We start from the raw sequence: 21964 nt of genomic DNA on the forward strand, positions 1-21964 counted from the left end.
CGAATTGACCGCCACGCTGCCCGCGGAAACGAAAGCGGCGCCGAAAGCGGTAAGCGCGGCCTGGGCGTTGCTCATCCTCAACACGCTCGGCTCGGCCGGCGCGCAGACGGTGATTCCGTTGCCTCGCACGGTGATCCAGTTGGTCACCATGGGCGCGCTGATGACCGCGTTCCTGCTCGCCCTCGTGGTCAACCTCCGGATCCGGATCCGGCCGAGCGCGTACCTGATGCTCCTGTCCTTCTTGCTGCTCACCAGCATCGTCGCCAGCGTGCACCTGGAATCCGGCTTCGGCGCGTTGTTCCGGTGCTTCCGGTTCGCCGTGTTCGTCGCGACGCTCTGGCTGCTCAGCGGCTGGTGGGACGGATCGTTCACGTTCGTGCGGGCGCACATCCGGATGTTCGGCGCGGTGCTGATTTCGGTCGTGGCCGGGTTGGTGATCGCGCCGGGCAAGGCGATGCCGGACATCTACGGCGGCCGGCTTTCCGGCGCGGTATGGCCGCTGACGCCGCCGCAGATCGGCCAGTACTCGGCGGTCATCGCGGGCCTCGCGGTGCTGATGTGGCTCGGCAAGCGGACGGACGCCAAGAGCGCGTTGATCGTCGTCGTGCCGTCGCTCGGGGTGTTGCTGCTGACGCACACCCGCACCGCGACGCTCGGGCTCGTCGCCGGGCTGATCGTCGCGTTGCTGTCGCTGGGGCTGGTCAGCGCGCGGGCGCGGAAGGTGTTCGCCGGGATCGTGCTGGTCGCCGGCTTCTCCGCGGTGGTGCTGGGCGGATTGCTGCAGACGTGGTTCCTGCGTGGCCAGAGCACCGACGATTTCTCCAGCCTGACCGGTCGCGCCAAGGTGTGGGACGCGCTGCTGTCCGCGCCGCGGACCGGATTCGAGTACCTCTTCGGCGTCGGCCTCACCGACAAGTCCTACGACGGCCTGCCGATCGACAACAGCTGGCTGGCGATCTACCACGAGCAGGGTTTCGTCGGGATCGCGATCGTCGCCGCGGTCCTGCTGGTGCTGATCGCGATCGCGGTGCTGCGGCCGCCGTCCCTGGCCAGGGCGTGCGCGATTTTCCTGATCGCGTACTGCGTTTCCGCGTCCTACACCGAAGCCGGGCTTGGCGACGCGTCGCCGTATCTGCTGCATCTGGCCGTTGCCGCGTCGCTGTTGGCCACCGGCAAGGCCCCGGCGAGGGAGAAGCTGGCGTGAAGGTTCTGGTGGTGCACAACCGCTACCGGTCGGAGCAGCCGAGCGGCGAGAACAACGTGGTCGACGCCGAGGTCTCGCTGCTCGCCTCGGCCGGGGTCGACGTGCGTCGGTTCGAGCGGCACAGTGACGACATCGCGTCGCTGCCGTTGGCACGCAAGGCCTTGGTGCCGTTGCGGGTGCCGTGGAACCGCGCGTCACGGATGGCGTTGCGGGCGCAGTTGCGCCGGGAGCGGCCGGATGTCGTGCATGTGCACAACACCTTCCCGCTGCTGTCGCCGTCGGTGCTGGCCGCGTGCGCCGAGGCGCGCGTGCCGGTGGTCGCGACCCTGCACAACTACGGCCTCGTCTGCCCGCCTGGCACGCTCTACCGGAACGGCCGGATCTGCACTGACTGCGTCGGCGGCCTGCCGGTCCCCGCGGTCCGGCACGGTTGTTACCGCGGCTCAGCCGCGGCGACGGTGCCGATGGCGGTCAACCTGATGGTCAACCGGGATCGCTGGCGGACCGGCGTGACCCGGTTCTTCTGCATCTCCGCCGCTCAGCGCCGCCTCCTCGTCGACGCGGGCTTGCCGGCCGCGCGGATGACGGTGAAGCACAACTTCGTCCCGGACCAGGGACGTCGGCGGACCGGTGACGGCGAGCATTTGCTGTTCCTGGGCCGGCTCACCGAGGAGAAAGGCATCCCGCTGCTCAAAGCGGCGTGGGAGCAGTACTCCGGCAAGCTGCCGTTGGTGATCGCCGGGACCGGTCCGTTGTCCGACGACGTCGCGGCCTGGGCCGCGGGGCGGGACAACGTGTCGTACCTCGGCCTGCGGGATCGGGCTTCGTGCCAGGAACTGATCGCGCGAGCGGTGGCGGTCGTCGTGCCCTCGACGTGGCTGGAAGCTTTCGGGCTTGTGGTGGTGGAAGCGATGGCCGCCGGGGTGCCGACGGTCGCGCCCGCGCACGGAGCGTTCGAGGAACTGGTCACCGACGGCGGCACCGGCTTGCTGCACCCCCCGGGCGACGCGGCGGCGCTCGCGGGCGCGCTCCTCGAGGTCGCTGACGTCGAGCTGAACCAGAAGATGGGCGAGGCCGCACGCCAGCGGTACGAGGCGGACTTCACTCCGGAAGTCGGGCTGAAACGGCTGCTCGAAGGCTACGAGGAAGCGATCTCCACGGTATGAAGGAAGCCGTGCGCGACCGATTGAAGACCTCGCCGCGAGCGCTTCCGATCGTGGTGCGCACGCCGTCGCTGGTCCTGGCCGTGCTCGGTTTGCTGGCACTGATCGCGCTGGGCCTGCGGTTCGCCGGGCATTCGGCGCCGAGCGCGTTCGACGCCCCGCTCCTGCCCGGTCCGGACCTCGTGCCGGACCCGTGGTGGTACTTCGCGACCGCGATCGACTTCTGCGGCGAACCGCTGGGCGCGGTGCTGATCCTGGTTCTGGTGGTCAGCGGCTGCCTGCTGACCCACCGGCTGCGGACGGCGGTGCTGGCGGTGGTCGGCTGCGGACTGACCGTCGCGGTGACTTCGGTGCTGAAACCGCTGACCGGCCGGACGATTCACGGAAGTTACCTGTCGTTCCCCAGCGGCCACACCGCTTTCGCGACCGCTTTGGCGTTGCTCGGGGCCTACGCGCTAGCCGGCCGGTCGAGCCGCGGTGCCGCGGTGGCGTGGTTGCTCGGGCTTGCCTTGGTGTTGGGGTTCGTGATGGCGTGGGCCGAGGTCGGGCTGGGCGCGCATTACCCGACCGACACGATCGGGGGCTTCGCGGCGGCGCTGGCCGTCATGCCGGTCACGGCGTACTGGATCGACCGGATCGCGGACCGTTAAGCCTTCCGGCGGAACACCGGCTTGACCGGCTTCCCGCCCAGCCACGGCGCCGGATCCCCGGCCTCCAGCGCCTTCCGGTACACCACGCAAGCCGACGCGACCGCCTCCACGGTCCGGTCGATGTCCTCCTCCGTCATCGCCGCACTGACCACAAAGGACGGAGCGAGCACCCCGTTCTCCAGCAGACACCGCAGGAACAACGTGCGGTACTCCTGCGAAGGCCGGCCATCCGCGTCGAGGGTCGCGAACACCAGATTGCTGTGCCGCCCGCGCACGAAGACCCGCTCGCCGACCCCGTGCGCAGCCGCCACCTCGGTCACCCCAGCAGCCAGCCGAGCCCCGAGAGCGTGCAGGCGAGCCGTCACGTCTTCGGCCGCGTAGACCTCGATGACCGCCATCGTCGCGGCCAGCGCGGGAGTCTCCGCGCCGTGCGTCGAGGACAGCAGGAACACCCGATCCCGCGAATCCCGCAGACCGCCCAGTTCCATCAGGTCCCGGCGGCCGGCCAACGCAGCGATCGCGAATCCGTTGCCGAGGGCTTTGCCGAACGTCGAGAGATCCGGCGGCACGCCGTACAGCCCCTGCGCGCCGTGCTCGGAGTAGCGGAACCCGGTGATCATCTCGTCGAAGATCACCAGCGCTCCGTGCCGATGCGCGAGTTCGAGCAGTCCGGCGAGGTAGCCGTCCGGCGGGTCGACGTCCTTGGTCGGCTCCAGGATCAGGCACGCCACCTGTCCCGGGAACCGGCGCAGCATCTGCTCGGTCGCCGGGAGGTCGCCATACGGGAACGGCACGGTCATCGCCATCGTCGCGGCGGGGATTCCGGCCGACATCGGGGTGGTGCCGATGAACCAGTCGTCGGTGGAGAAGAACGCGTGGTCCGCGCAGTGGGCGACCAGCGGCCGACCAGTGGCCGCGCGGGCGAGCCGGACGGCGGCGGTCGTCGCGTCGGAGCCGTTCTTCGCGAACTTCACCATGTCCGCGGTCGGCACCGTCTCAAGGAACTGCTCCGCCGCTTCAAGCTCCACAATGGAGGGACGGACGAAGTTGTTCCCCCGTTCCAGCACGTCGCGGACGGCCGACGTGACGCGCGGATGCACGTGCCCGAGGCTGACCGCGCGCAGGCCGGAGCCGTATTCGAGGTACCGGTTGCCGTCGACGTCCCAGACGTGCGCGCCGCGGCCGTGCGAGATGACCGGGGCGAGATGTTCCGGGTATTGGTCCTCGCCTTTGGCGTAGGTGTGCGCGCCGCCGGGGATGGCGCGGTGCAGGCGTTCGTTCGCGATCCGTGAGAGTGGCAGGTCCATGACAGGTCACCTCAAGGCGTCGGCAAGCGAAGGAGCCGACGCGTCGCGTTCGGACAGCAATGCCGCGGGCAGCGGCCACGGTATGGCGAGCTCGGGGTCGTCGTGTGCGATGGCGACGTCCTCGGACGGGTCGTGCGCGCGGTCGATCCGGTACGACACGTCGGCGACGTCGCTCAACGCCTGGAAACCGTGTGCGCATCCAGCCGGAATATAGATGCTCTCCTGAGTGTCGCCGGAGAGGCGAAATGTTTCCATCACCCGGAAAGTCGGCGAATCCGGCCGCAGGTCGACCACGACGTCGAACACCTCTCCGAACGAGCACCGCACCAGTTTCGCCTCGCCGGCCCCGGACCGCAGGTGCATCCCGCGCACCACGCCGCGCACCGACCGGGACACGCTGTCCTGCACGAACGAGTCCGGATCGATGCCGGCTGAGCGGGCGACGCCGGCGTCGAAGGTCCGCGAGAAGAAGCCGCGATCGTCGCGGTGCGGGGTCGGCTGAAAAAGCCACACCCCGGAAATCGACGGCACGGGAACGGCTTTCACGACACCTCCGCGGGAATGAGCGTCCTCGACAACAGGGCGAACTGGGCCTTCAACTGCTGACCGCAGGCTTCATTGCGCGCGGCGAGTTCCGCGCTCAGGTCCGGAGCCCGCCGCTGCAATTCCTCGAACTGCTCGATCAACCGCGGCAGGTCGACCGCACGGGCCTCTTGGCAGAACTCGCCGAGTCCCATTTCGGCCATCAGCACATCGTTCTTCTTCGCGTATCCGATCGCGAGCGTCGGCCTTCCGACCTTCAACGCGCACAACACATTGTGGTACCGAGTGGCCACGACCGTGCCGACCTCGGCCATCGAACGCATCAGCTCGTCGAGCGTGCCCGGTACCGCCGCGGAGAGCAGCGGAGAGCCAACTGCCTCGACGATCTCGTCCACGACCTGGTGATCGATGCGGTCTCCGATGAAGAGCCGGACCGGCCGTTCTTGGCTGACGAGATACCGCACGAACTCCGTCATCGCGTCCACATACGCCCGGTAGATCTCCTCCCCTCGGGCACGGTCGTCATTGCCGCCGTAGTAAGCCATCACCCCGACGCCCACGGCACGCGGATCCTCCACCGCGGCGGGCGTCGGCAGGGCGAAGGCCAGATCGGGATACACGCGATCGTTCGTCACCCGCACCCCCATGTCGGCCATCGCCGAACGCGAGAGTTCGTCGCGGAAGGACCGGTACGTCGCGAGCTGGGACGCGGACCGCACGAGGAACCGCGTGGCGGGCACCCGAATCCGGTCCGCGCCGACGCTGACCAGCGCGATCTTCGTCCGTCCGAGCCGCCCGCACAGCGAGAGCAGAAACAGCGAATACGGAAATCCCCACGGCCGCAGCGGAAGCGTCGCCTCCAGTACGCCCATGCCGGGAACGATCACCACGTGCTGCCGCCGGACCCACCACGCCGTCCGGAAGACGTCGATGATCTTGCCGAGGCCCTTCGCCGCGATCGACCGCAGCCCGGAAGCGTGCCGGTATTCGCCGCGGTACCAGTTCAGCCGCACCGCCGGAATCCCGTACCGCGCCCGGATGGTGTCCGCCCCGCCGCAGAACGCGGACACCTTCGCGGACGGATGTTCGGCGCGCAGGAAGCCGAGCACCGCCTCCAGCGAGCCGTCATTGCCGAGGTTGCCTGAACCGAGCAGTCCGAAGACTCCAACGCGAACAGTCACGGCACCCGCCGTTCGCGCCCGGCGACCACGCGGTCGACCGTGAGGTTGAGTTCCGCCGCGTGCACCGGGGCCCGGTCTTCGACGCGTTCTCCACCGCCGCCGGGCCGGGCGCGGCTGGCGAACCACTCGGCCAGCGCGAGGTAGCAGGCGCGACGTTCGCCCGACGACAGCGGTGCGGAGCGGATTCCGTGCACGAAACCCCAGACGTACTCGGCGAGCAGCCGGACGGTCGGGTTCGTGAGAGCGTTGCCGCGCTTCGGGTCGAGGTTCGCGCACCGGGAACGCTTGCTCGGGTTCGCCCGCTCCGCCCGGTCCGGATGATCGCGGCGGAAGTACAGCAGCTCAGGCACCTGGTAGAACGGCCCGTGCAGCGCCAATTCGGCCACGTAGGTGCGATCGGCGTGGTGGTAGCTGTTCATCGGGGTGACTCGCCGCAACACTTCGGTGCGGAGCACGCCGTAGAAATCGTCGCCGCCGGGCTCGAACAGCAGACTCTTGAACCGCACCGACGGTCGCGGCGAGTCTGTCTGGTGCCGGTAGTCCAGCGGCACGGTGACCGCGCCGTTCCCGTCGATGATCGCCTGGTGCGAATGCGCGAGGATCATCTCCGGCCGCGCGTCGAGCGCTTCGACGCACTTCGCGAGCAGCTCCCGGCCGTAGAGATCATCGTGCGAGGCCCATTTGAACAGCTCGCCGCGTGCCTGGTCGAGCAAGAGGTTGTGGTTCGCGGTCGCGCCGATGTTGCGGGGCTGGCGCAGATACCGGATCCGCGAGTCCTCCTGCGCGTACTTCCGGGCGATCTCTTCCGTGCCGTCTTGCGACGCGTTGTCGGAGATGATCAGTTCGAAGTCCTCGTAAGTCTGCCCGAGCAGCGCGTCGAGTGCTTCGCTGAGGAATTCCTCTCCGTTGTAGACGGGCAGACCGATGGTCAGCCGGGGCACCGTGCTCATGCCGGTTTCATCTCCTCGGAAGCCGAATGGAGTTCTGCTTGGCTGAAGGAACCTGAGCTGGCGGGGAATTCGGCTTCCGCCGCGAAGTGGTCGCGCAGCGCGCTGCGCAGCTGCCACCACCACACGGCCGAGCCGGTGAGCGTGGCGGCCGCGACGCCCCACTCAGATCCGGCCGCGCCGCCGAGCGCGGCCCCGATCAGGCCGAACACGACGTAGCACGCGGACGCGATCAGCTGCGACCGCAAGCTCCGGCGCGCCATCCCGAGCGCGCGCAAGCCGGCCGTCGCGCCGGTGGTGAAGCTCGCGCCGACCACCGCCATGGTGACCGCCGGGACCAGCAGCGACGAGCTGTCCCACAGCGAGCCGAGCACGAACCGGCCGGCGTCTTCGGGAACGAAGAGCCACAGTCCGAGTCCCCAGATCAGCGCGGCCGCCGCCTGTGCCGCACCGAGCACCACGCAGAAGTGCCACAGCCGATGCGGCGACTGCCGGAGCACCCGCGCCCCCTCGGCGACAGTGACGAGGGAAAGTCCCATGAGCAGCGCGAGAAACGGTCCGAGCAGCTGTTCCGCTCCGCGCACCGTGCCGACCGCGGCCAGCCCGGAAATCGCGCCCAGCCCGTACGCCCGCAGCTGCGACGAACCGCTGTTGCTGACGTTCTCCAAGAGGTAGCGCACGCCGAGGTCGCGATGATCCCGCAGCCATCCGCGCACCCCGCCGAGCCGCGGCAGCACGCTCGTCTGCACCCAGCCGAAGGCGGCCGCGACCCCGGCCGAGCACCCCCAGGCCAGCAGGAACGCGACCACCGTGTCGTAGCGCGCGGCCAAAACCAGCGCGGGGAACAACGCGACGGCCTGGATCCCGTCGTTGACGAACGCCTTGTGCCCGGTGCCCTGCGCGAAGAACCCGAACCGCCAGGCGTCCTGGACGAGCAGGAACGGCAGCACCACCCCGAGCGCGACGAACGTGCCGCCGAGCGCCCCGCCCACCATGAGTCCGAAAAGGACACTGAGCAGCCCGGACGCGACGCCGACCACGAACGCGGTCCCGACGGCCTGGCCCACCGCGGTCCGCCAGCTCGCCCGGGCGACGCCGGAGAAACGCACCATCAGCGGATCGGTGGCGAGGCCGCGCGAGATGTTGAGAATGACGCCGTAGGTCACCCACGCGATGCTGAACAGGCCGAACGCCGTTGCGCCGAGCGAGCGAGCGACGTAAAGGCCCACTACGAAGTTGGTCAGGCTGGAGACTGCTTGGTCCCCGAGGCCCCAGCTGAGCCGTCCCGCCATCGCGCGGACGGCTCGCGAACGCAGGATCGACGGCACGGCCTCACTCCTTCAGCAGTCCGGCGGCCCGAAGGGCTTCGGCCGCCGCGGCTACGGCGCCGAACGGCAGGTCCGCCCGTTCGGCGATGTCGAGGAGGCTGTGGTCGCCGTCGGAGAGACTGAGCACCCACAGCATGGCCATCTGGGCTTCCTTGGCGTCGCTGCGCCCGCCGAGCGAGTCGTAGAGTCCGCGCTTGCCGAGCTGCGGTTCGCCGTACGGGCTGAGGTTCACGTAGCGCCGGTTGCGGTCCAGCACGGAAAACGCCGTGCGCAGGGTGTCGAGCGTGTCGGCCATCGAGTCCGGGTCGACGAAGGACGGGTTGTCCGCCGAGGTGTGGTACTCCGGGTAGCCCGCGTACGGGGTGCGCGTGAGCGAGCCGACGCCGAGGTTGAATCCGGGAGAGCAGAACTGGCGCTCGTCGTAGCCATAGGGAGAGAAATCGCGGATCTCGTGGGGTTTGTCCTTGAGGACGTACGCGAAGACGCGGTCGATGTCGGCGTCGCCGCGCCGGCTGCGCTTGTACGTCAGCGAGCCCCGGTCCCCGGCACAGGCCAGCACGACACCGTGCTTGACCTGCTCGATGCGCTCGGAATTGCGCGCCAGCCAGGTGATCGCGCCGATCGTGCCGGGCATGAACAGGAACCGGTACGTGTAGTAGGGCTTTTCCTCGGCCAGCGCCTGCGCGAGCGCGACGGCGACCGCGATGCCGGCGAGGTTGTCGTTCGCCAGCGACGGATGGCAGAGATGGCACGAGACGAGCACCTCGTCCGACACTTCGCCGGGCACGACGTGTTCGGCGTAAGTCAGGTGCCCGTCGGCGAGCGTCGAGTCGATTTTGACGTGGTAGTCGCCGTCCGGCAGCGTGTCGAGAACGTCCTGGGCAAGGCAAAAACCCCAGGTGGGGGAGTAGTAACTGGTGCGATAGGGGATCAGCGACGGCTGCTCCGGCAGGGTGTGCAGGTGCCTGCGCAACTCGTTCAAGCTGACGACCCGGTCGACCGGGACGCTGTAGCCGACCACGTGCAGGTTCGACTTCCGGAAGTCAATGACCCGCCGCCCGGAGGAATCCGCGACAAAGGCGTCCCGGATGTTCCACTCCGGCGGCACGGTCCAATCCAGCACTTCGGTGCCGCTGGGCACCTCGTACCGGTCGAGCGGGAGGTGCTCGCCGAGGACGGCCAGCGTCTGCCGGACGCCGTCGCCGGTGATGCTCCGGCACAACGGGTACAACCGTTCCACCAGAGCGTGCATCTCGGGCCCGGTGCGCATCAGGCGTGCCGCAGGGTGGCGTCGACCGCGCCGGCGGCCTGCCGGTCGCTCAGCCAGTTCAGCCGGGTGAAGCGGCGCTGGAACTGGTCTCGGGTGAGGCTGTTGCGGCGGTAGGCGTCGAACAGTTGCAGCGCCCCGTCTTTCACGCCCCACTTGCAGTCGAAGGCCGGGACCGCGTCGCGGAACCGGGAGAAATCGACGCGGTAGGACCGCGGGTCGGCACCGGCTTCACCGGTGATCCGCAGCTTGGCGCCAGGCACCGCCGCGACGACTTCTTCGGCGATCTCAGCGACCGTCACGTTGTTGCGCTCGGTGCCGATGTTGAATGCCTTGTTGTGCACGGCCTCGCGCGGAGCTTCGAGTGCCGCGGTGAAGGCGTGCGCGATGTCGTCGGCGTGCACCAGCGGTCGCCACGGTGTGCCGTCGGAGAGCACCAGGACCTCGCCGGACAGGTAGGCGTGGCCGACGAGGTTGTTCAGCACGATGTCGGCGCGCAGCCGCGGCGAGAACCCGAACGCGGTGGCGTTGCGCAGGTACACCGGGGTGAAGTCATCGTCGGCGAGTTCGGAAACCTCGGCTTCCACTCGAACCTTCGACTCGGCGTACGGAGTGACCGGCCGCAGCGGTGCGTCCTCGTCGACCAGGCCGCTGCCGCCGGAAGCGCCGTAGACAGAGCAGGTCGAGGCGTACAGGAACCGCGAAACCCCAGCGTCCTTCGCGAGTCTCGCGAGCTTGACCGACGCGAGGTGGTTGATGTCGTAGGTCAGTTCGGGGGCGAGCGAGCCGAGCGGATCGTTCGACAGCGCGGCGAGGTGGATCACCGCGTCGAAGCCCTGCAGGTGTTCGGCTTTCACGTCCCGCAGGTCGACGGCCAGCCCGACCGGATCGCGCGGGGCCGGGCCTAGCACGCAAGCGGCGAACAAGCCCGAGTCGAGGCCGACGACCTCGTGTCCCGCCGCGGCGAGCACCGGAGCCATCACCGTGCCCAGATATCCCGTGTGCCCCGTGAGCAGCACGCGCATGCCTTCAGCCCCTTAGATCGATGACGAGTTTGTTCGCCTCGAACGCCTCGGCATAGCGTTCTTGGCATTCGATTCCGCGAATCCGCGCGAGGCCGAGGAACGCCTCGCGGTCGTACCACGGCCGGTGTTGCTGCGAGCCGTAGTGCTGGTGCAGCAGTTCGATCTTGCGCTGCATGACCTCGTCCGACATCGGTGCGTACGCGGGCAGCCGGCCGAGGTCCCCGTCCCATTTGACGATTTCGTAGCCCAGCGTCAGATGGCCGCGGAACACCGTGGGCACGAGCTGGGCGAGCCCGCGGTGGTCCTGGTGGGCGTCGATGGTGCGAGGCGCGAACACGACGTCCGGATCGGTGCGGCGGCGCAGGTCCTCCAACGCGTTCTTGGCTTCCTCCCAATGAGAGGGGAGGCGGCCGTCCGGCAGCTTCAGGACCGTGACGTTCAGCTCCGCACCCGGGCAGAACGCGGCCAACGCGGCGCGTTCCTCGGTCTCTCGGTCAGTGCCGCCGCCGGACAACACCAGCGCGTCGACTTGCAGCCCGGGCCTCTTTCCGCAGATTTCGAGGAGTGTGCCGCCGGCGCCGATGGCGATGTCGTCGCAATGCGCGCCGAGCACGACAATGCTCTTCACCTCGGCACCGAGGCGGATCATGCGTGCACCTTCTCGCGTTCCCACAACGCCCACGGCCGGTCGCCGTGCGCGTAGGCGGCGTCGAGTGCGTAGCGTTCTTTGACCGTGTCGGTCGGCTTCCAGAACCCGCGGTAGGGATAGGCGAGCAGCCGGCCGCGCTTGGCGAGTTCGCCGCAGCCGTCGGCGACCAGGTCGCCGTTCTCCGGAATGTGGTCGAAAATCTCTTGGCGCAGCACGAAATAGCCGCCGTTCTCCCACAGCGGGAGTTCGCTGACCGGGGTGATCGCGCCGATCCGGCCGCCCTCGTCCATCTCGACGCAGTGGAACGACGACTGCGGCGGCACGACGAGCATCGACGCGCCGGCATCGCTGGCCGCGAAGCGCTCGACGATGTTGTCCAGCGGTGCGTCGGTGAGGACATCGGCGTAGTTGGCGAGGAACATCTCGTCGCCGTCGAGGTGGTCGCGCACCCGGCGCAGCCGTTCGCCGATCGGCGACTCGATGCCGGTCTGCACGAAGGAAATCGTCCAGTCGGCGATGTCGGTCGACAGCAGTTCCGGCTTCCCGCCGCGCAGAACGAAGTCGTTCGACGTCGTTTCCTCGTAGTGCAGGAAGAAGTCCTTGATGTGGTGTGCGCCGTAACCGAGGCACAGCACGAACTCGGTGTGCCCGAAATGCGCGTAGTAGCGCATCACGTGCCAGATCAGCGGGCGCGGCCCGACCATCGCCATCGGCTTGGGCACGTCGGACGCCTCGCTGCTGCGCATCCGCATGCCGTAACCGCCGCAGAACAGGACCACTTTCACTTCACGTCACCTCGACGATTTCCAGGCGCGGAATCGGGAAGACGAGCTTGCCGCCCCACGCGCCGACGTAGGACAGTTGCTCGGTCAGTTCGTCCCGCAGGTTCCAGGGCAGGACGAGCACGTAGTCCGGCCGGTCGGCCGCGATCCGGTCCGGCTCCACGACCGGGATCCGGGTGCCCGGCGTGAACCGGCCATGCTTGTACGGATTGCGGTCCACCGTGTAGGGCAGCAGGTCCGGCCGGATGCCGCAGTGGTTGAGCAGGGTGTTGCCCTTGCCGGGAGCGCCGTACCCAACGGTCGTTTTCCCGGCTTTCCGGGCGGTGAGGAGGAATTCGAGCAATTCCAGCCGGACGCGGGTGACCCGGTCGGCGAATTCGGTGTATCCGGACAGCTCGTGCAGCCCGGCGGCCTTTTCCCGGGCCAGCACGTCGATCATCCGCGCGCTCGGCTCCCCGGCCGCCTCATTGGGTCGCGCCCAGAGCCGGATCGAGCCGCCGTGGGTGGGCAGGAGTTCGACGTCGACGACGGTCAGCCCGCCGCTCGCCAGCGCCCGCCGCGCGGATTCGACGGTGTAGTACTGGAAATGTTCGTGATAGATCGTGTCGTACTGGTTCTTTTCGATCAGGGTCAGCAGGTGCTGCACCTCGATCGACACCCAGCCGTCGTCCGCGACGAGCGCGCGCAGCCCGTGGGTGAACCCGCGGATGTCCGGGATGTGGGCGTAGACGTTGTTCGCCACGACCAGGTCGGCCGGGCCGTGTTCGGCGCGCACTTCCCGGCCGGTTTCCTCGGAAAGGAACGCGGTGTGCGTCGGTACTCCGGCTTCGCGCGCGGCTTGCCCGACGTTCACCGAAGGTTCCACGCCGAGACAACGGATTCCGCGTTCCACGACGTGCTTCAGGAGATATCCGTCGTTGCTGGCGACCTCGACGACGAAGGACTGATCGGTCAGTCCGAGCCACTCGACCGCGCCGTCGGTGAATCGTTTCGCGTGTTCGACCCACGAGGTGGAAAAAGACGAGAAATACGCGTAATCGGTGAAAGTGTCGGCCGGATCGAGCAACGGCGGGAGCTGCGCAAGCCAGCATTCCGTGCACACTTCGAGATGCAGCGGGAACGTCGGTTCGGGTTCGGCCAGCTGCGCGGCGGTCAGGAACCGCTCGCACGGCGGGGTCGCGCCGAGGTCGACCACGCTGGCGGTTCTTTCCGAACCACAGAGTCGACATGTGGTCATGTACCAGGCTCCTCCGGTCGCGAACGCGATCTGCGTAGGGCAGGTCGATCCGCGCCCGGCCGTCGTTACAGCGCGCCGGGAAGCTCACCGGAGTCGATTCGGAACCGAGACCATGACCGCGGCGGAATGCCGCGCGGTGCTGCGACGAACGGGTGGCGGGCCGGCACCGCATGGCGCAGCCGCCACCCGTTCGTCAGCGGATCACAGCTTTTCCGCCGCCGGGATCACCTCGGTGGCGAAGCGTTCGAGCACCGCCGGGTCCGGCACGCCTTCCGCCCAGCCGGTCGCGACGCTGAAACCGAGCTCCGACAGCCGGCCCAGTTCATCCAGCAATTGCCCGGTTTTCTCGCCCTTTTCACCGGTGTCGAGTCGCAGCGACGCGGTTTTCGTGATCTCCGAGTAGTCGCGGCCGACGTCCTCGCAGTGCTGCTTCAGGACTTCCAGTTTGCGTGGAAGGTCCGCGTTGGGCAGCAGATTGCAGATGTCGCCGTATTGCGCGACGAACCGCAGGGTCTTCTTTTCGCCGCTGCCGCCGATCAGGATCGGCGGGTGCGGACGCTGGATCGGCTGCGGGCTGTTGAGCAGCCGCTCGGCGCTGACGTGCGTGCCGGTGAAGGGTTCGTCGCCCTCTGCCCACATCTGGCGGACGTACCGGAGCGCGTCCTCGAGTTGCTCGAACCGCTCCTTCATCGGCGGGAACCGGAACCCGAGCGCGCGGGATTCCTCCTCGTTCCAGCCCGCGCCGATGCCGAGGATCGCCCGTCCTCCGGACAGCACGTCGAGCGTCGTCGCGGTCTTCGCGAGCAGCCCCGGGTGCCGGTAAATGACGCCGGACACGAGCGTGAGCAGTTTGACGCGTTCGGTGTGCGCGGCCAGGAAGCCGAGGGTGGTCCAGCCTTCCAGCATCTCGTGCTCCGGCGGGCCGTAGGCGGAGATCTGGAAGAAATGGTCCATCACCGACAGGTATTCGAACCCGGCCTGGTCCGCGCTCCGGGCTACCCGCGCCAGGTCCGCGCCGAGCGCCGCCGGGCCGTTCGGCCAGGTCTGCTGAGCCAGGTGCAACCCGAGTTTCATGCCAACTCCTTAACCGCCGGAATGATGTCTTTCGCGAAAATTTCGATCCTGGTGCGGTCCGCGCCCCCGGGCAGCGGACCGATGATCGCCTGGACGCCGAGCCGATGCAGCCTCCGCGCCTCGGCGATGAATTCGCCGGTTTTCTCCCCGGACGGGCCGATGTCCAGATAGTGGTAAACGGTCTTGGCGATCTCGGCGTAGTCGCGGCCCTCGGTTGCGCAATGCCGCTTGAGCACGTCGAGCTTGCGTTCGAGATCCGGGCCGTTGCCGAGGTTGCAGCAATCGCCGTACTTCGCGACGAGCCGGAGGGTTTTCTTCTCTCCGCCCCCGCCTACCATGATCGGCGGCCGGTGCGTCGGCTGCGGGCTGTTGAGCAGCCGTTCGGCGGTGAAATGCTTGCTGGAGAACGGCTTGTCGTCCTCGTCCCACATCTGCCGGACGTACCGCAGGTTCTCCTCGAGCAGCTCGAACCGTTCCGAGACGGACGGAAACGGGAACCCGAGCCCGCGGGCTTCTTCCTCGTTCCACCCGGCCCCGATGCCGAGCACGGCTCTCCCGCCGGACAGGACGTCGAGGGTGGTGACTGCCTTCGCGAGCAGGCCGGGGTGCCGGTAAATCGCGCCAGTGACGTAGGTGAGCAGTTTCGTGCGCCGGGTGTGCGCGGCGAAGTAGCCGAGCGTCGTATACGCCTCGAGCATCGCGCGGTCGCTCGGGCCGACGCTGGGAATCTGGAAGAAATGGTCCATTACCGCGAGGTAGGCGAACCCGGCGTCGTCCGCCGCGCGTGCCACCTCGGCCAGTCGCGCCCCGAGTGCGGCGGTTCCTCCTGGCACCGTGAAGTCGGGGACTTGGAGACCAACGTCCATATCCGACACCGTATACCTGGAGTAACTTCATGCGAGCGGTCAGAAATCGCGCACGATGTTGACCGTGCCGTGCAGCGGATCGGTCACGTACACCGTGCGGGTGCGCTGATCGACCGCGACGTCGCCCGGGTTCACCCCCAGGCTCAGCTCGCCGGTCAGGGTGGCGGTCCGTCCGTCCACACGAGACAGTCCATTTTGTCCGCCATTGGTGTACACGACATCGCTGCCCTGATGCACCGCGAGCGACGATGCCTCGCTCCGCAGCAGCACCGTCTTGACCTGCGCCCGAGCCGCTCCGTCCACAATGGACAAATGGTGGATCGCCGAATTCGCCACGAACACCGCGCCGCTCGGCTCGTGGACGCCGATCCCGGTGGGCGAAGCCCCCACCGGAACACTCGCGGTGAACGCCCCCGCGTCGAGGTCGCAGATCTCGACCGAGTTCGTGGTCGGGCTGGTGCAGTAGGCGCGCCGCCGCCCGCGGTCGAGCGCGATGCCGGCGAGGCTCGGCTTCGGCGCGGGCAGCAGGTCCTGCTGGGTGAGGCTGATGCTGTCGAGCACCGCGAACGTGCCGGTCTTGCCGCTGACCGCGTACACGAGGTTGGCCTGCGGGTCGATCGCGAGCGCCGACGCGCCCGCCCCCGCGCTGACGACGCTCAGCAACCGGTGGGTCTGGCTGTCGAAGGCGAGCACCGTGCCGCTGGGCGGATTGGCGACGTAAATCCGTTCGGTGTCCACCGCCACATCGCTCGGTTCCCCGCCCACCGCGAGCGCGGACACCGCCCGCCCAGCGTCCGGATCGACGACGAGAACCAGGCCGGACGCCTGGTCGGCGGCGTAGACGAGCCCAGTGACCGGACTCACGGCCAGCGCCGAAAGAGTCCCGCCGACCTGCACGCTGGTCACCCGCTCGGCCGCGGCGGCGCGACCGCCGAGCAGGGCCGCCGCACCCGCGCTGACCAGGCCGAACAGCCCTCGCCGGGAGAACTGGGAACCGCGCATCGCTCACCTGCCCCGGTCGCTTGGGTTGCTCGCCGACCCTAACTCGGACAAGGATCGGGGGAAGGAACTTCAGATCCCCCGATCGCGTTGTTTCCAGTGAGTAACCCACCTTGCGGCACCAGCCAGAGCGGACGGAGGCGAGCGCGCGTGCACAAGCACCACAACGGGCTGAAGACGGCGTTGCTGCTCGGTCTGCTCTCGGCGATCATCATCGGGATCAGCGGGTTGTTCGGCCGCGGGGCGCTGCTGATCGGCCTGGTCATCGCGCTCGGCATGAACGCCTACGCCTACTTCAACTCCGAGAAAATGGCCCTGCGCGCGATGCACGCGCGGCCGGTCTCGGAGGTCGAGCAGCCCGCGATGTACCGGATCGTGCGCGAGCTGGCGACGTCCGCGCGGCAGCCGATGCCGTCGCTGTACGTGAGCCCGACCGCCGCGCCCAACGCCTTCGCGACCGGGCGCAATCCGCAGCACGCGGCGGTGTGCTGCACCACCGGAATCCTGGAACTGCTCGACGAACGTGAGCTGCGCGCGGTGCTCGGGCACGAGCTGTCCCACGTGTACAACCGGGACATCCTGATCTCGTGCGTTGCCGGGGCGCTGGCGAGCGTGGTCAGCGTGCTGGCGAACATCGCGTTCTTCTTCGGCGGGAACGACCGCGAGGGCAACCCGTTCATGTCGCTGCTGCTGGTCTTGCTCGGCCCGATCGCGGCTGGCGTGGTGAAGATGGCGGTGAGCCGGTCGCGCGAGTACCAGGCGGACGCCTCCGGGGCCGAGCTGACCGGGGATCCGCTGGCGCTGGCGTCGGCGTTGCGGAAGCTGGAGATGGGGACCCGGGCCGCTCCGCTCGCGCCCGAGCCCGCGGTGGTGTCGCAGTCGCACCTGATGATCGCGAACCCGTTCCGGCCGGGTGCGGGGTTGAGCCGGATGTTCTCGACGCACCCGCCGATCGAGGATCGGATCCGGCGGCTCGAGGAGATGGCGCGGGGTCGCTGACCGGCGTTACTCCCACACCGCGGTGTCCGGGTTCACGCCGTGCGCGACGGCGTTGGCGAAGATCACGTCTCGCAGCCAGGCGGCCAGGCCGGGGGCCAGCGCGTCGTAGTACTCGGTGTACCCGGTCTCTTCCACGAATTTCCGGGCGAGGCACACCTGCATCGAGTGCGTGCAGTCGAAGTACCGCGACAACGTCGCGCGATGGCGCTCGGCGAGGGTGTTCGCCTCGGCGGAACCCGGTTCGACGCCTGCCTTTCGCGCGGCGGCCAGGTCGGCGTGGAGGGTCTCTTGTTCGGCTGCCGCCTCTTGCCAGTCTTGCGGGGTCAGGTCGGTGGTCCGCTCGCGGTACTCCGCCCACTGTTTCGTGTCGCCCCAGCGCTCCGCGGCCTCGTCGACCCACTCCGGATTCCAGTCGGACCCGAAGATCGCGACCTGTTCCTCAGCGGTCAGCTGCATTCCGCCGCGGGTGGCCGCCGCCATCCGGTCCACTGCGGACACCATGTGTTCCAGCCGCGCGATCCGGTCGCGCAGTTCGCGCCGCTGCCGGGTCAGGTGGGTGTGCGCGTCCACCGAGGGGTCGTCCAGCAGGCGGCCGATCTCCGACAGGGGGAAGCCGAGCTCGCGGTAAACCAGCACCCGGTGCAGCCGCGAGATGTCTTCCGCGGAGTACACCCGGTAGCCGGACCTGGTGCGCCCGCTCGGGCGCACCAGGCCGACCGCGTCCCAGTGGTGCAGGGTTTTGACGCTCACGCCGACCAGCGTCGCCGTGCGTCCGACTGTGAGGCCGTCTTGCTCGGGCACGACCTCAGTGTCGCAGGTCACGGCCGGGGGACGGCGATCCCCACGGCGCGCATCCGCTCCGCGACGGGCCCGTCCGGATCGATCGGCACCGCCGCGGTCAGCACGACGTTCGTCCCTTCCGGCGTGACGACCGTCAGCTCCCGGGAGTTCCACGGCATCAGCTCCGGTCCGCTGGTGCAGCCCGGCGTGATCTCCTCACAGCGTTGGGCGATCTCGTCGAGTTCGCTGAGCACGCAGGCGAAACTGATCCGGACCTCGCTGGGTCCGGCCGGAGTGCCCGGCCGGAGCAGCACGTCCTGAAACGCCCACCGGCGCAGGTGCACGACCTGGCCGGGGAGGGTGAAGAGGTTGTCGAAGCCGAGCCCGCGAAGCCAGAAGTCCGTGGAGGCGTCGAGGTCGGCGGTGGGCACGATGGGGAACATCGGCATCCCGTAGAAGCCGAGGTAGTTGCCCGGGGAAACCGCGTCGTAGGCGGGAGTCGGAACCGGGCCGCGAAATTCGTTCATGCCGACGAGCGTGCAGCCTCCTGTCGCAGGAGGGTCAAGCCCTAACCGGAAGCACGGTCAGGCGAGCCCGTTGAGCGTGAGATTGAGCGCGTCGACGAGGTTGGTGCGGTCGCCGGGCCACATGGTGGCTTCCTGGTCGCCGTTGTCCGCGGTGCTGGTGAAGGCCAGGACGCGGCCGGTCCGGGCGAGGTCGTACACGGTGAGGGGCGTGCTGCGGACGCGGTTGCCGTCGTGCCGCACGGCGGCGTAGAGCTTGTGCACCGCAGCGCGTTCGGCGCGGGACAGGTAGCGCATCTGATCGGCGTGTCCCGACGTTTCCGAGAGCGGATCGGCGTCGCGGCCGTCGAGGTACGCCGTCGGCACCCGCAGCCGGCTGATCCGGGCGGGCGCGTAGTCCGGCAACGTGCCGATCAGGCTCGCCGCCAATTCCCGGGGCGGGATCGGGTCCAGCTGGATCGACCGATGATCAGTGATCAACCGGACCGCATCCCGCCCAGCCGAGGCGACGAACACCGCCCCGTTGTCCTCGGGGCGCGCGGGGAACGCGGTCCAGGAGTACAGCTCCCGCTCGGGGGCCGCGAGCAGTTCCAGCGTGGCTCGGAACTCCTGGGTCAGCCGCCCGTCGGACGTCGCCAGCCGCAACCCCTCGAACCGGGACATCGTGCGCCGTTCCAGCTCGCGGGAGAAGTCCGCGGTCGTGTAGGTGTCGTCCGGGTCGACGACGGCGGGCAGCTGGCCCCCTCCGGCGTAGTTCCACGCGACGAAGAACGCCGGTCGCGGAATGCGGACCGGCCGGTCGAGGATCGTCATCCGCGCGCCTCAGCCGCCGATCGTCGGGGGCGTGGGCGGAAGCCCGGTGCGCGGGTCGCGGAGCCGGCCGTCCTCGTCGTCGGTGACGTCGAACGCGGAGTCGTCCTCCAGCCCGTACTTGCGCTGGTGCTCCTTGTCCTCCTCGCCCTTGCCCTTGCCGCCGGCCGCACCCATGCCGCCCATGCCCGAGCCGCCGCGCGCTCCCGCCGCACCCCGCGCCCCGGCACCAGCCGCGGAGGCCGTGCGTCCCGGCGCGTTCTCTTCAGTCCCGGTACCCGCGCCGGAACCCAGCCGTCCTGCGGCGGCGCCGCCAGACTGTGCTGCGCCGCCGCTGCCGAACCCGCCGGTCGGGCCGAACCCGCCGTTGGGCCCGAATCCACCGACCAGCCCGGGCGACCACGAGTTCCCGCCGCCGTTCCCGCCTTGGTACGAGGGCGAGGGAACCCAGCCCGAACCCGGCCCGCTGGTGCGCCCGTAGTCCGGCGGCGTCCACCCTGAAGCCGTCGTGCCGTCACCCGCCGCGGCTCCTGACCCGACCCCGGCTCCTGACCCGCCCGCGGCCCCTGGCTGGTAACTAGCTGGCTGGTAACTCGGCAGGTGCCCACTCGAACCGGGAGCCTGAGCAGCACTCCCGGTGTATCCGGGCGCGAACGCACTCGACGGCCCGCCGGTGCTCCCCGGCCCGCTGGTGCTCGCTGGCCCAACGGAGTGCCGGGAGCCGCTGTCGTGACTGTGCTGCTCGCGGGGCCTGACCGTGCCGGGCTGGGAAACGGTCACGTCACCGTCGAACGCGCTCAGCTGTCCGTAGTCGGTCTTGAGCCCTTGCCCGCTGGCCTTGGCGTGCTTGCTGTAGCCCTGATATCGGTCGAGGTTTTCCTGGACCACCTTGTTGTACTGGTTGATCTGGTCCTCGGTGTCGGTGTTCCACCAGGTGACCTCGTCCCAGAGATTCTTGTGCGGGGGAGCACCCGGAATGGGCTGGAGGCTCTGCTTCAGCGAGTCGAACCCGTGCGCGAGATCGGTCAGGTTCTGCCCGTTACCGGTGTAAGTCGCCGCGGCAGTGGCAGTCGCGTCCATGAACGGCTTGATCCGCGCCTGAGCGGCATCAGCACCGCCCCCGGTCCACGCCGACTCCAGACCGGCGCTCAACTGCTGCACCCGAGAACCGGTCTCGTCGTGCCGACCGGCGAGCTTGTCCGCCTGCCCGGCCCCCTGATGCCAACTCTGCGCACCCGGGCTGGCCAGGATCTTCGCCACCAGGTCCGGTGCCGGGACGGCCTGGTCGCCGAGGTTTCCGTGGTACAGATCGTCGAACCAGTTCCCCACGTCATTGGCCCGATCCCCGACCCACTCCGCGGCGTCCTCGATCGCCCCGCCCACAGCCTTTGCCGCGTCGCCAAGCACCTCGAAGAAGCCCATCACGCACCCGCCTTGCGCTTCAGGTTCGTGACCACCATGTCCGCCACCCGCGCCGACAACTCACACGGATCAGCCCCGCTCGCTCTCTTGGCATCGCTAGGAGTAAGTGACGCGTCGAACGACAGGTCGTCCGCGATGCCCACGCTCACGGCGCAGAAACCATCCTGGGTGCCGGAGCTATATGTCGAATGCGCGACGGCGGGGAATCCTTGGATAGGCGGTAGTTCCCGCCACACCTTGGCCTGCGGCTTAGTATTCTGGTAGAGCGCGCTGAGCCCCTGGTGGGTCTGTGTTGTATAGCTGACCGTTAGCCCCGCCCCAGAGTCGATGTTGTTCCATTTGCAGTTGGGACCGAGTCCGGCGAGGTTGTCAGGTTTTCCCTGTGGTGCCGTGCCGAAGATCTGGTTGAGCTGGTCGGGGGTGAGCGCTTCCTGGCAGGGCTGCCCGGAGAGCACCGACGCGGGCAGGGGCTTTTCGACTTTCGGCGCTCCGCTGTGCGGCAGTGCCGCAGCGGTAGACGCTGACGCAGGCGTGCTGGTACTCGGAGGGGCCGCCGAGCCGCCGGAGCACCCGGCAGCGACTGATGCGACCGCAACCGCACCCAGGACTGTCGCGAGTGTGCGACGCGTCATCACGCGAACCCCTCACTTTGTTTGCCCGTGTTCTTCACATCGGTGGCGGCCTGCTCGTCCGACAACTCGGTGATCCCCAATGCCTTCTCCAGGCGCTTTACGAGCTCGTCGGCGTAGGCATACTCCCGGTGGACCTGTTCCTTGCCCGTGACGAACACGCCCTTTGGCTCGCCCTCGTTGACCAGGAGCTTGTTGTAGCCGTTGCTGCTCGGCTCGTCCGCTGGAGAGGTGAGCTGAGTGAGGTTCTCCGCGTCGTCCCGCATGTCGCGGAAGTCGGCGCGGACAGACTTAGCGATCTTCAGCATGGCCATCGCGTCGTCGCGGCTCATCGTGAATCCCTGGCCGCCTGGCGAACCCCCGCCGCTCATCGCCGCGCCGGCTGCGTCGCCGGCGGCGAACGCGTCGCCGATGTTGAAGTAAAGCCCGTCGAGCCATCCTGGCTTCTGTGCAGGTTGAGACACCGCGCTACCCCTCCGATGACGTCTGTCCCACAGCTACCGTAGCGGACTGATCACTCTCGGGTGGTCACTTCGCCAGAGAAAGGCACCCGGCATTCGGAGCGGCTTTCCGATGTG

At 68.7% G+C, this 21964-nt stretch carries 23 protein-coding genes; 4 read left to right on the plus strand and 19 right to left on the minus strand.

The features are described from left to right. The first annotated feature begins 4 nt into the window (after window positions 1-4). The 3 genes from L942_RS14225 to L942_RS14235 are packed head-to-tail and all read left to right on the plus strand — an operon-like array spanning window position 5 to window position 3017. Window positions 5-1204 carry an O-antigen ligase family protein gene (locus L942_RS14225; RefSeq protein ID WP_200862820.1) on the plus strand — a complete coding sequence of 400 codons (1200 nt, stop codon included), beginning with the start codon at window positions 5-7 and terminating at the stop codon, window positions 1202-1204. Continuing rightward, window positions 1201-2370, plus strand: a complete 1170-nt coding sequence (locus tag L942_RS14230) for a glycosyltransferase family 4 protein (RefSeq protein WP_037360083.1) — start codon at window positions 1201-1203, stop codon at window positions 2368-2370. The genes L942_RS14225 and L942_RS14230 overlap by 4 nt, the downstream gene beginning before the upstream one ends. Before the next feature lie 8 nt (window positions 2371-2378). After that, a complete protein-coding gene (locus tag L942_RS14235) occupies window positions 2379-3017 on the plus strand; it encodes a phosphatase PAP2 family protein (RefSeq protein ID WP_037360362.1) in 639 nt (212 codons plus the stop codon). Here the strand turns inward: L942_RS14235 and L942_RS14240 are convergent. From L942_RS14240 to L942_RS14300, 13 genes are all read right to left on the minus strand, one after another. Beyond that, window positions 3014-4324, minus strand: a complete 1311-nt coding sequence (locus L942_RS14240) for a glutamate-1-semialdehyde 2,1-aminomutase (protein WP_037360086.1) — start codon at window positions 4322-4324, stop codon at window positions 3014-3016. The two genes, L942_RS14235 and L942_RS14240, sit on opposite strands and share 4 nt — an antisense overlap. 6 nt (window positions 4325-4330) lie before the next feature. Next, a complete protein-coding gene (gene rfbC, locus L942_RS14245; protein WP_037360087.1) occupies window positions 4331-4870 on the minus strand; it encodes a dTDP-4-dehydrorhamnose 3,5-epimerase in 540 nt (179 codons plus the stop codon). Beyond that, a complete protein-coding gene (locus L942_RS14250; protein WP_037360090.1) occupies window positions 4867-6048 on the minus strand; it encodes a polysaccharide pyruvyl transferase family protein in 1182 nt (393 codons plus the stop codon). Before L942_RS14250 ends, rfbC begins: the two co-directional genes overlap by 4 nt. After that, window positions 6045-6998 (minus strand): glycosyltransferase family 2 protein, encoded by a 954-nt coding sequence (locus tag L942_RS14255; RefSeq protein WP_037360092.1) that lies wholly within the window; start codon window positions 6996-6998, stop codon window positions 6045-6047. Before L942_RS14255 ends, L942_RS14250 begins: the two co-directional genes overlap by 4 nt. Continuing rightward, window positions 6995-8287, minus strand: a complete 1293-nt coding sequence (locus L942_RS14260; RefSeq protein WP_051165978.1) for a hypothetical protein — start codon at window positions 8285-8287, stop codon at window positions 6995-6997. The genes L942_RS14255 and L942_RS14260 overlap by 4 nt, the downstream gene beginning before the upstream one ends. A 40-nt stretch (window positions 8288-8327) precedes the next feature. Beyond that, window positions 8328-9593 carry a DUF4910 domain-containing protein gene (locus tag L942_RS14265; protein ID WP_037360094.1) on the minus strand — a complete coding sequence of 422 codons (1266 nt, stop codon included), beginning with the start codon at window positions 9591-9593 and terminating at the stop codon, window positions 8328-8330. Further along, complete coding sequence (locus tag L942_RS14270) at window positions 9593-10615, minus strand: NAD-dependent epimerase/dehydratase family protein (protein ID WP_037360096.1); 1023 nt, start codon at window positions 10613-10615, stop codon at window positions 9593-9595. The genes L942_RS14265 and L942_RS14270 overlap by 1 nt, the downstream gene beginning before the upstream one ends. Before the next feature lie 4 nt (window positions 10616-10619). Beyond that, window positions 10620-11264 (minus strand): PIG-L deacetylase family protein, encoded by a 645-nt coding sequence (locus tag L942_RS14275; protein WP_037360098.1) that lies wholly within the window; start codon window positions 11262-11264, stop codon window positions 10620-10622. Continuing rightward, complete coding sequence (locus L942_RS14280) at window positions 11261-12049, minus strand: glucose-1-phosphate cytidylyltransferase (protein WP_037360100.1); 789 nt, start codon at window positions 12047-12049, stop codon at window positions 11261-11263. Before L942_RS14280 ends, L942_RS14275 begins: the two co-directional genes overlap by 4 nt. A gap of 1 nt (window position 12050) precedes the next feature. Continuing rightward, window positions 12051-13283 carry a class I SAM-dependent methyltransferase gene (locus L942_RS14285; RefSeq protein WP_037360102.1) on the minus strand — a complete coding sequence of 411 codons (1233 nt, stop codon included), beginning with the start codon at window positions 13281-13283 and terminating at the stop codon, window positions 12051-12053. 201 nt (window positions 13284-13484) lie between these two features. Then, window positions 13485-14357 (minus strand): LLM class F420-dependent oxidoreductase, encoded by an 873-nt coding sequence (locus L942_RS14290; RefSeq protein ID WP_037360104.1) that lies wholly within the window; start codon window positions 14355-14357, stop codon window positions 13485-13487. After that, window positions 14354-15223, minus strand: coding sequence for an LLM class F420-dependent oxidoreductase (locus L942_RS14295; protein WP_037360106.1), 870 nt, complete (start codon window positions 15221-15223; stop codon window positions 14354-14356). Before L942_RS14295 ends, L942_RS14290 begins: the two co-directional genes overlap by 4 nt. Window positions 15224-15262: 39 nt before the next feature. After that, complete coding sequence (locus L942_RS14300) at window positions 15263-16225, minus strand: YncE family protein (protein ID WP_037360108.1); 963 nt, start codon at window positions 16223-16225, stop codon at window positions 15263-15265. A gap of 147 nt (window positions 16226-16372) precedes the next feature. Between L942_RS14300 and htpX the strand changes: the two genes are divergently transcribed. Next, window positions 16373-17221: a zinc metalloprotease HtpX gene (gene htpX, locus L942_RS14305; protein ID WP_037360110.1), complete on the plus strand. Its 849-nt coding sequence runs from the start codon at window positions 16373-16375 to the stop codon at window positions 17219-17221. Window positions 17222-17227: 6 nt separating this feature from the next. Here the strand turns inward: htpX and L942_RS14310 are convergent, their stop codons facing one another. From L942_RS14310 to L942_RS14335, 6 genes are read right to left on the minus strand one after another with little or no spacing between them, the layout of a single operon-like run. Then, on the minus strand, window positions 17228-18022 hold the full coding sequence (locus tag L942_RS14310) for a MerR family transcriptional regulator (protein ID WP_106964903.1): 795 nt from the start codon (window positions 18020-18022) through the stop codon (window positions 17228-17230). Between the two features lie 17 nt (window positions 18023-18039). Then, window positions 18040-18528, minus strand: a complete 489-nt coding sequence (locus tag L942_RS14315) for a glycosyl transferase (RefSeq protein WP_037360114.1) — start codon at window positions 18526-18528, stop codon at window positions 18040-18042. A 57-nt stretch (window positions 18529-18585) separates the two neighbouring features. Beyond that, window positions 18586-19338 carry an ESX secretion-associated protein EspG gene (locus tag L942_RS14320; protein WP_037360116.1) on the minus strand — a complete coding sequence of 251 codons (753 nt, stop codon included), beginning with the start codon at window positions 19336-19338 and terminating at the stop codon, window positions 18586-18588. 9 nt (window positions 19339-19347) lie between these two features. Next, the gene (locus tag L942_RS14325; RefSeq protein ID WP_037360118.1) at window positions 19348-20757 is read right to left on the minus strand and encodes a PPE domain-containing protein; all 1410 of its coding nucleotides are present in this window, start codon (window positions 20755-20757) and stop codon (window positions 19348-19350) included. Continuing rightward, window positions 20757-21389: a DUF3558 domain-containing protein gene (locus L942_RS14330; protein WP_037360367.1), complete on the minus strand. Its 633-nt coding sequence runs from the start codon at window positions 21387-21389 to the stop codon at window positions 20757-20759. Before L942_RS14330 ends, L942_RS14325 begins: the two co-directional genes overlap by 1 nt. Continuing rightward, a complete protein-coding gene (locus L942_RS14335) occupies window positions 21389-21850 on the minus strand; it encodes a hypothetical protein (RefSeq protein ID WP_051165956.1) in 462 nt (153 codons plus the stop codon). The genes L942_RS14330 and L942_RS14335 overlap by 1 nt, the downstream gene beginning before the upstream one ends. Window positions 21851-21964 lie beyond the last annotated feature (114 nt).

Origin of the sequence: Amycolatopsis orientalis DSM 43388 (assembly GCF_000411975.1) — a bacterium.
Classification (GTDB): Bacteria; Actinomycetota; Actinomycetes; order Mycobacteriales; family Pseudonocardiaceae; genus Amycolatopsis; species Amycolatopsis orientalis_D.

Coding starts and splice junctions, on each gene's coding strand:
- L942_RS14240 (WP_037360086.1), bottom strand. CDS start 4,324: ATGGACCTGCCACTCTCACGGATCGCGAACGAACGCCTGCACCGCGCC.
- L942_RS14255 (WP_037360092.1), bottom strand. CDS start 6,998: ATGAGCACGGTGCCCCGGCTGACCATCGGTCTGCCCGTCTACAACGGA.
- L942_RS14260 (WP_051165978.1), bottom strand. CDS start 8,287: ATGGCGGGACGGCTCAGCTGGGGCCTCGGGGACCAAGCAGTCTCCAGC.
- L942_RS14265 (WP_037360094.1), bottom strand. CDS start 9,593: ATGCGCACCGGGCCCGAGATGCACGCTCTGGTGGAACGGTTGTACCCG.
- L942_RS14270 (WP_037360096.1), bottom strand. CDS start 10,615: ATGCGCGTGCTGCTCACGGGGCACACGGGATATCTGGGCACGGTGATG.
- L942_RS14275 (WP_037360098.1), bottom strand. CDS start 11,264: ATGATCCGCCTCGGTGCCGAGGTGAAGAGCATTGTCGTGCTCGGCGCG.
- L942_RS14285 (WP_037360102.1), bottom strand. CDS start 13,283: ATGACCACATGTCGACTCTGTGGTTCGGAAAGAACCGCCAGCGTGGTC.
- L942_RS14290 (WP_037360104.1), bottom strand. CDS start 14,357: ATGAAACTCGGGTTGCACCTGGCTCAGCAGACCTGGCCGAACGGCCCG.
- L942_RS14295 (WP_037360106.1), bottom strand. CDS start 15,223: ATGGACGTTGGTCTCCAAGTCCCCGACTTCACGGTGCCAGGAGGAACC.
- L942_RS14300 (WP_037360108.1), bottom strand. CDS start 16,225: ATGCGCGGTTCCCAGTTCTCCCGGCGAGGGCTGTTCGGCCTGGTCAGC.
- L942_RS14315 (WP_037360114.1), bottom strand. CDS start 18,528: ATGAACGAATTTCGCGGCCCGGTTCCGACTCCCGCCTACGACGCGGTT.
- L942_RS14320 (WP_037360116.1), bottom strand. CDS start 19,338: ATGACGATCCTCGACCGGCCGGTCCGCATTCCGCGACCGGCGTTCTTC.
- L942_RS14325 (WP_037360118.1), bottom strand. CDS start 20,757: ATGGGCTTCTTCGAGGTGCTTGGCGACGCGGCAAAGGCTGTGGGCGGG.
- L942_RS14330 (WP_037360367.1), bottom strand. CDS start 21,389: ATGACGCGTCGCACACTCGCGACAGTCCTGGGTGCGGTTGCGGTCGCA.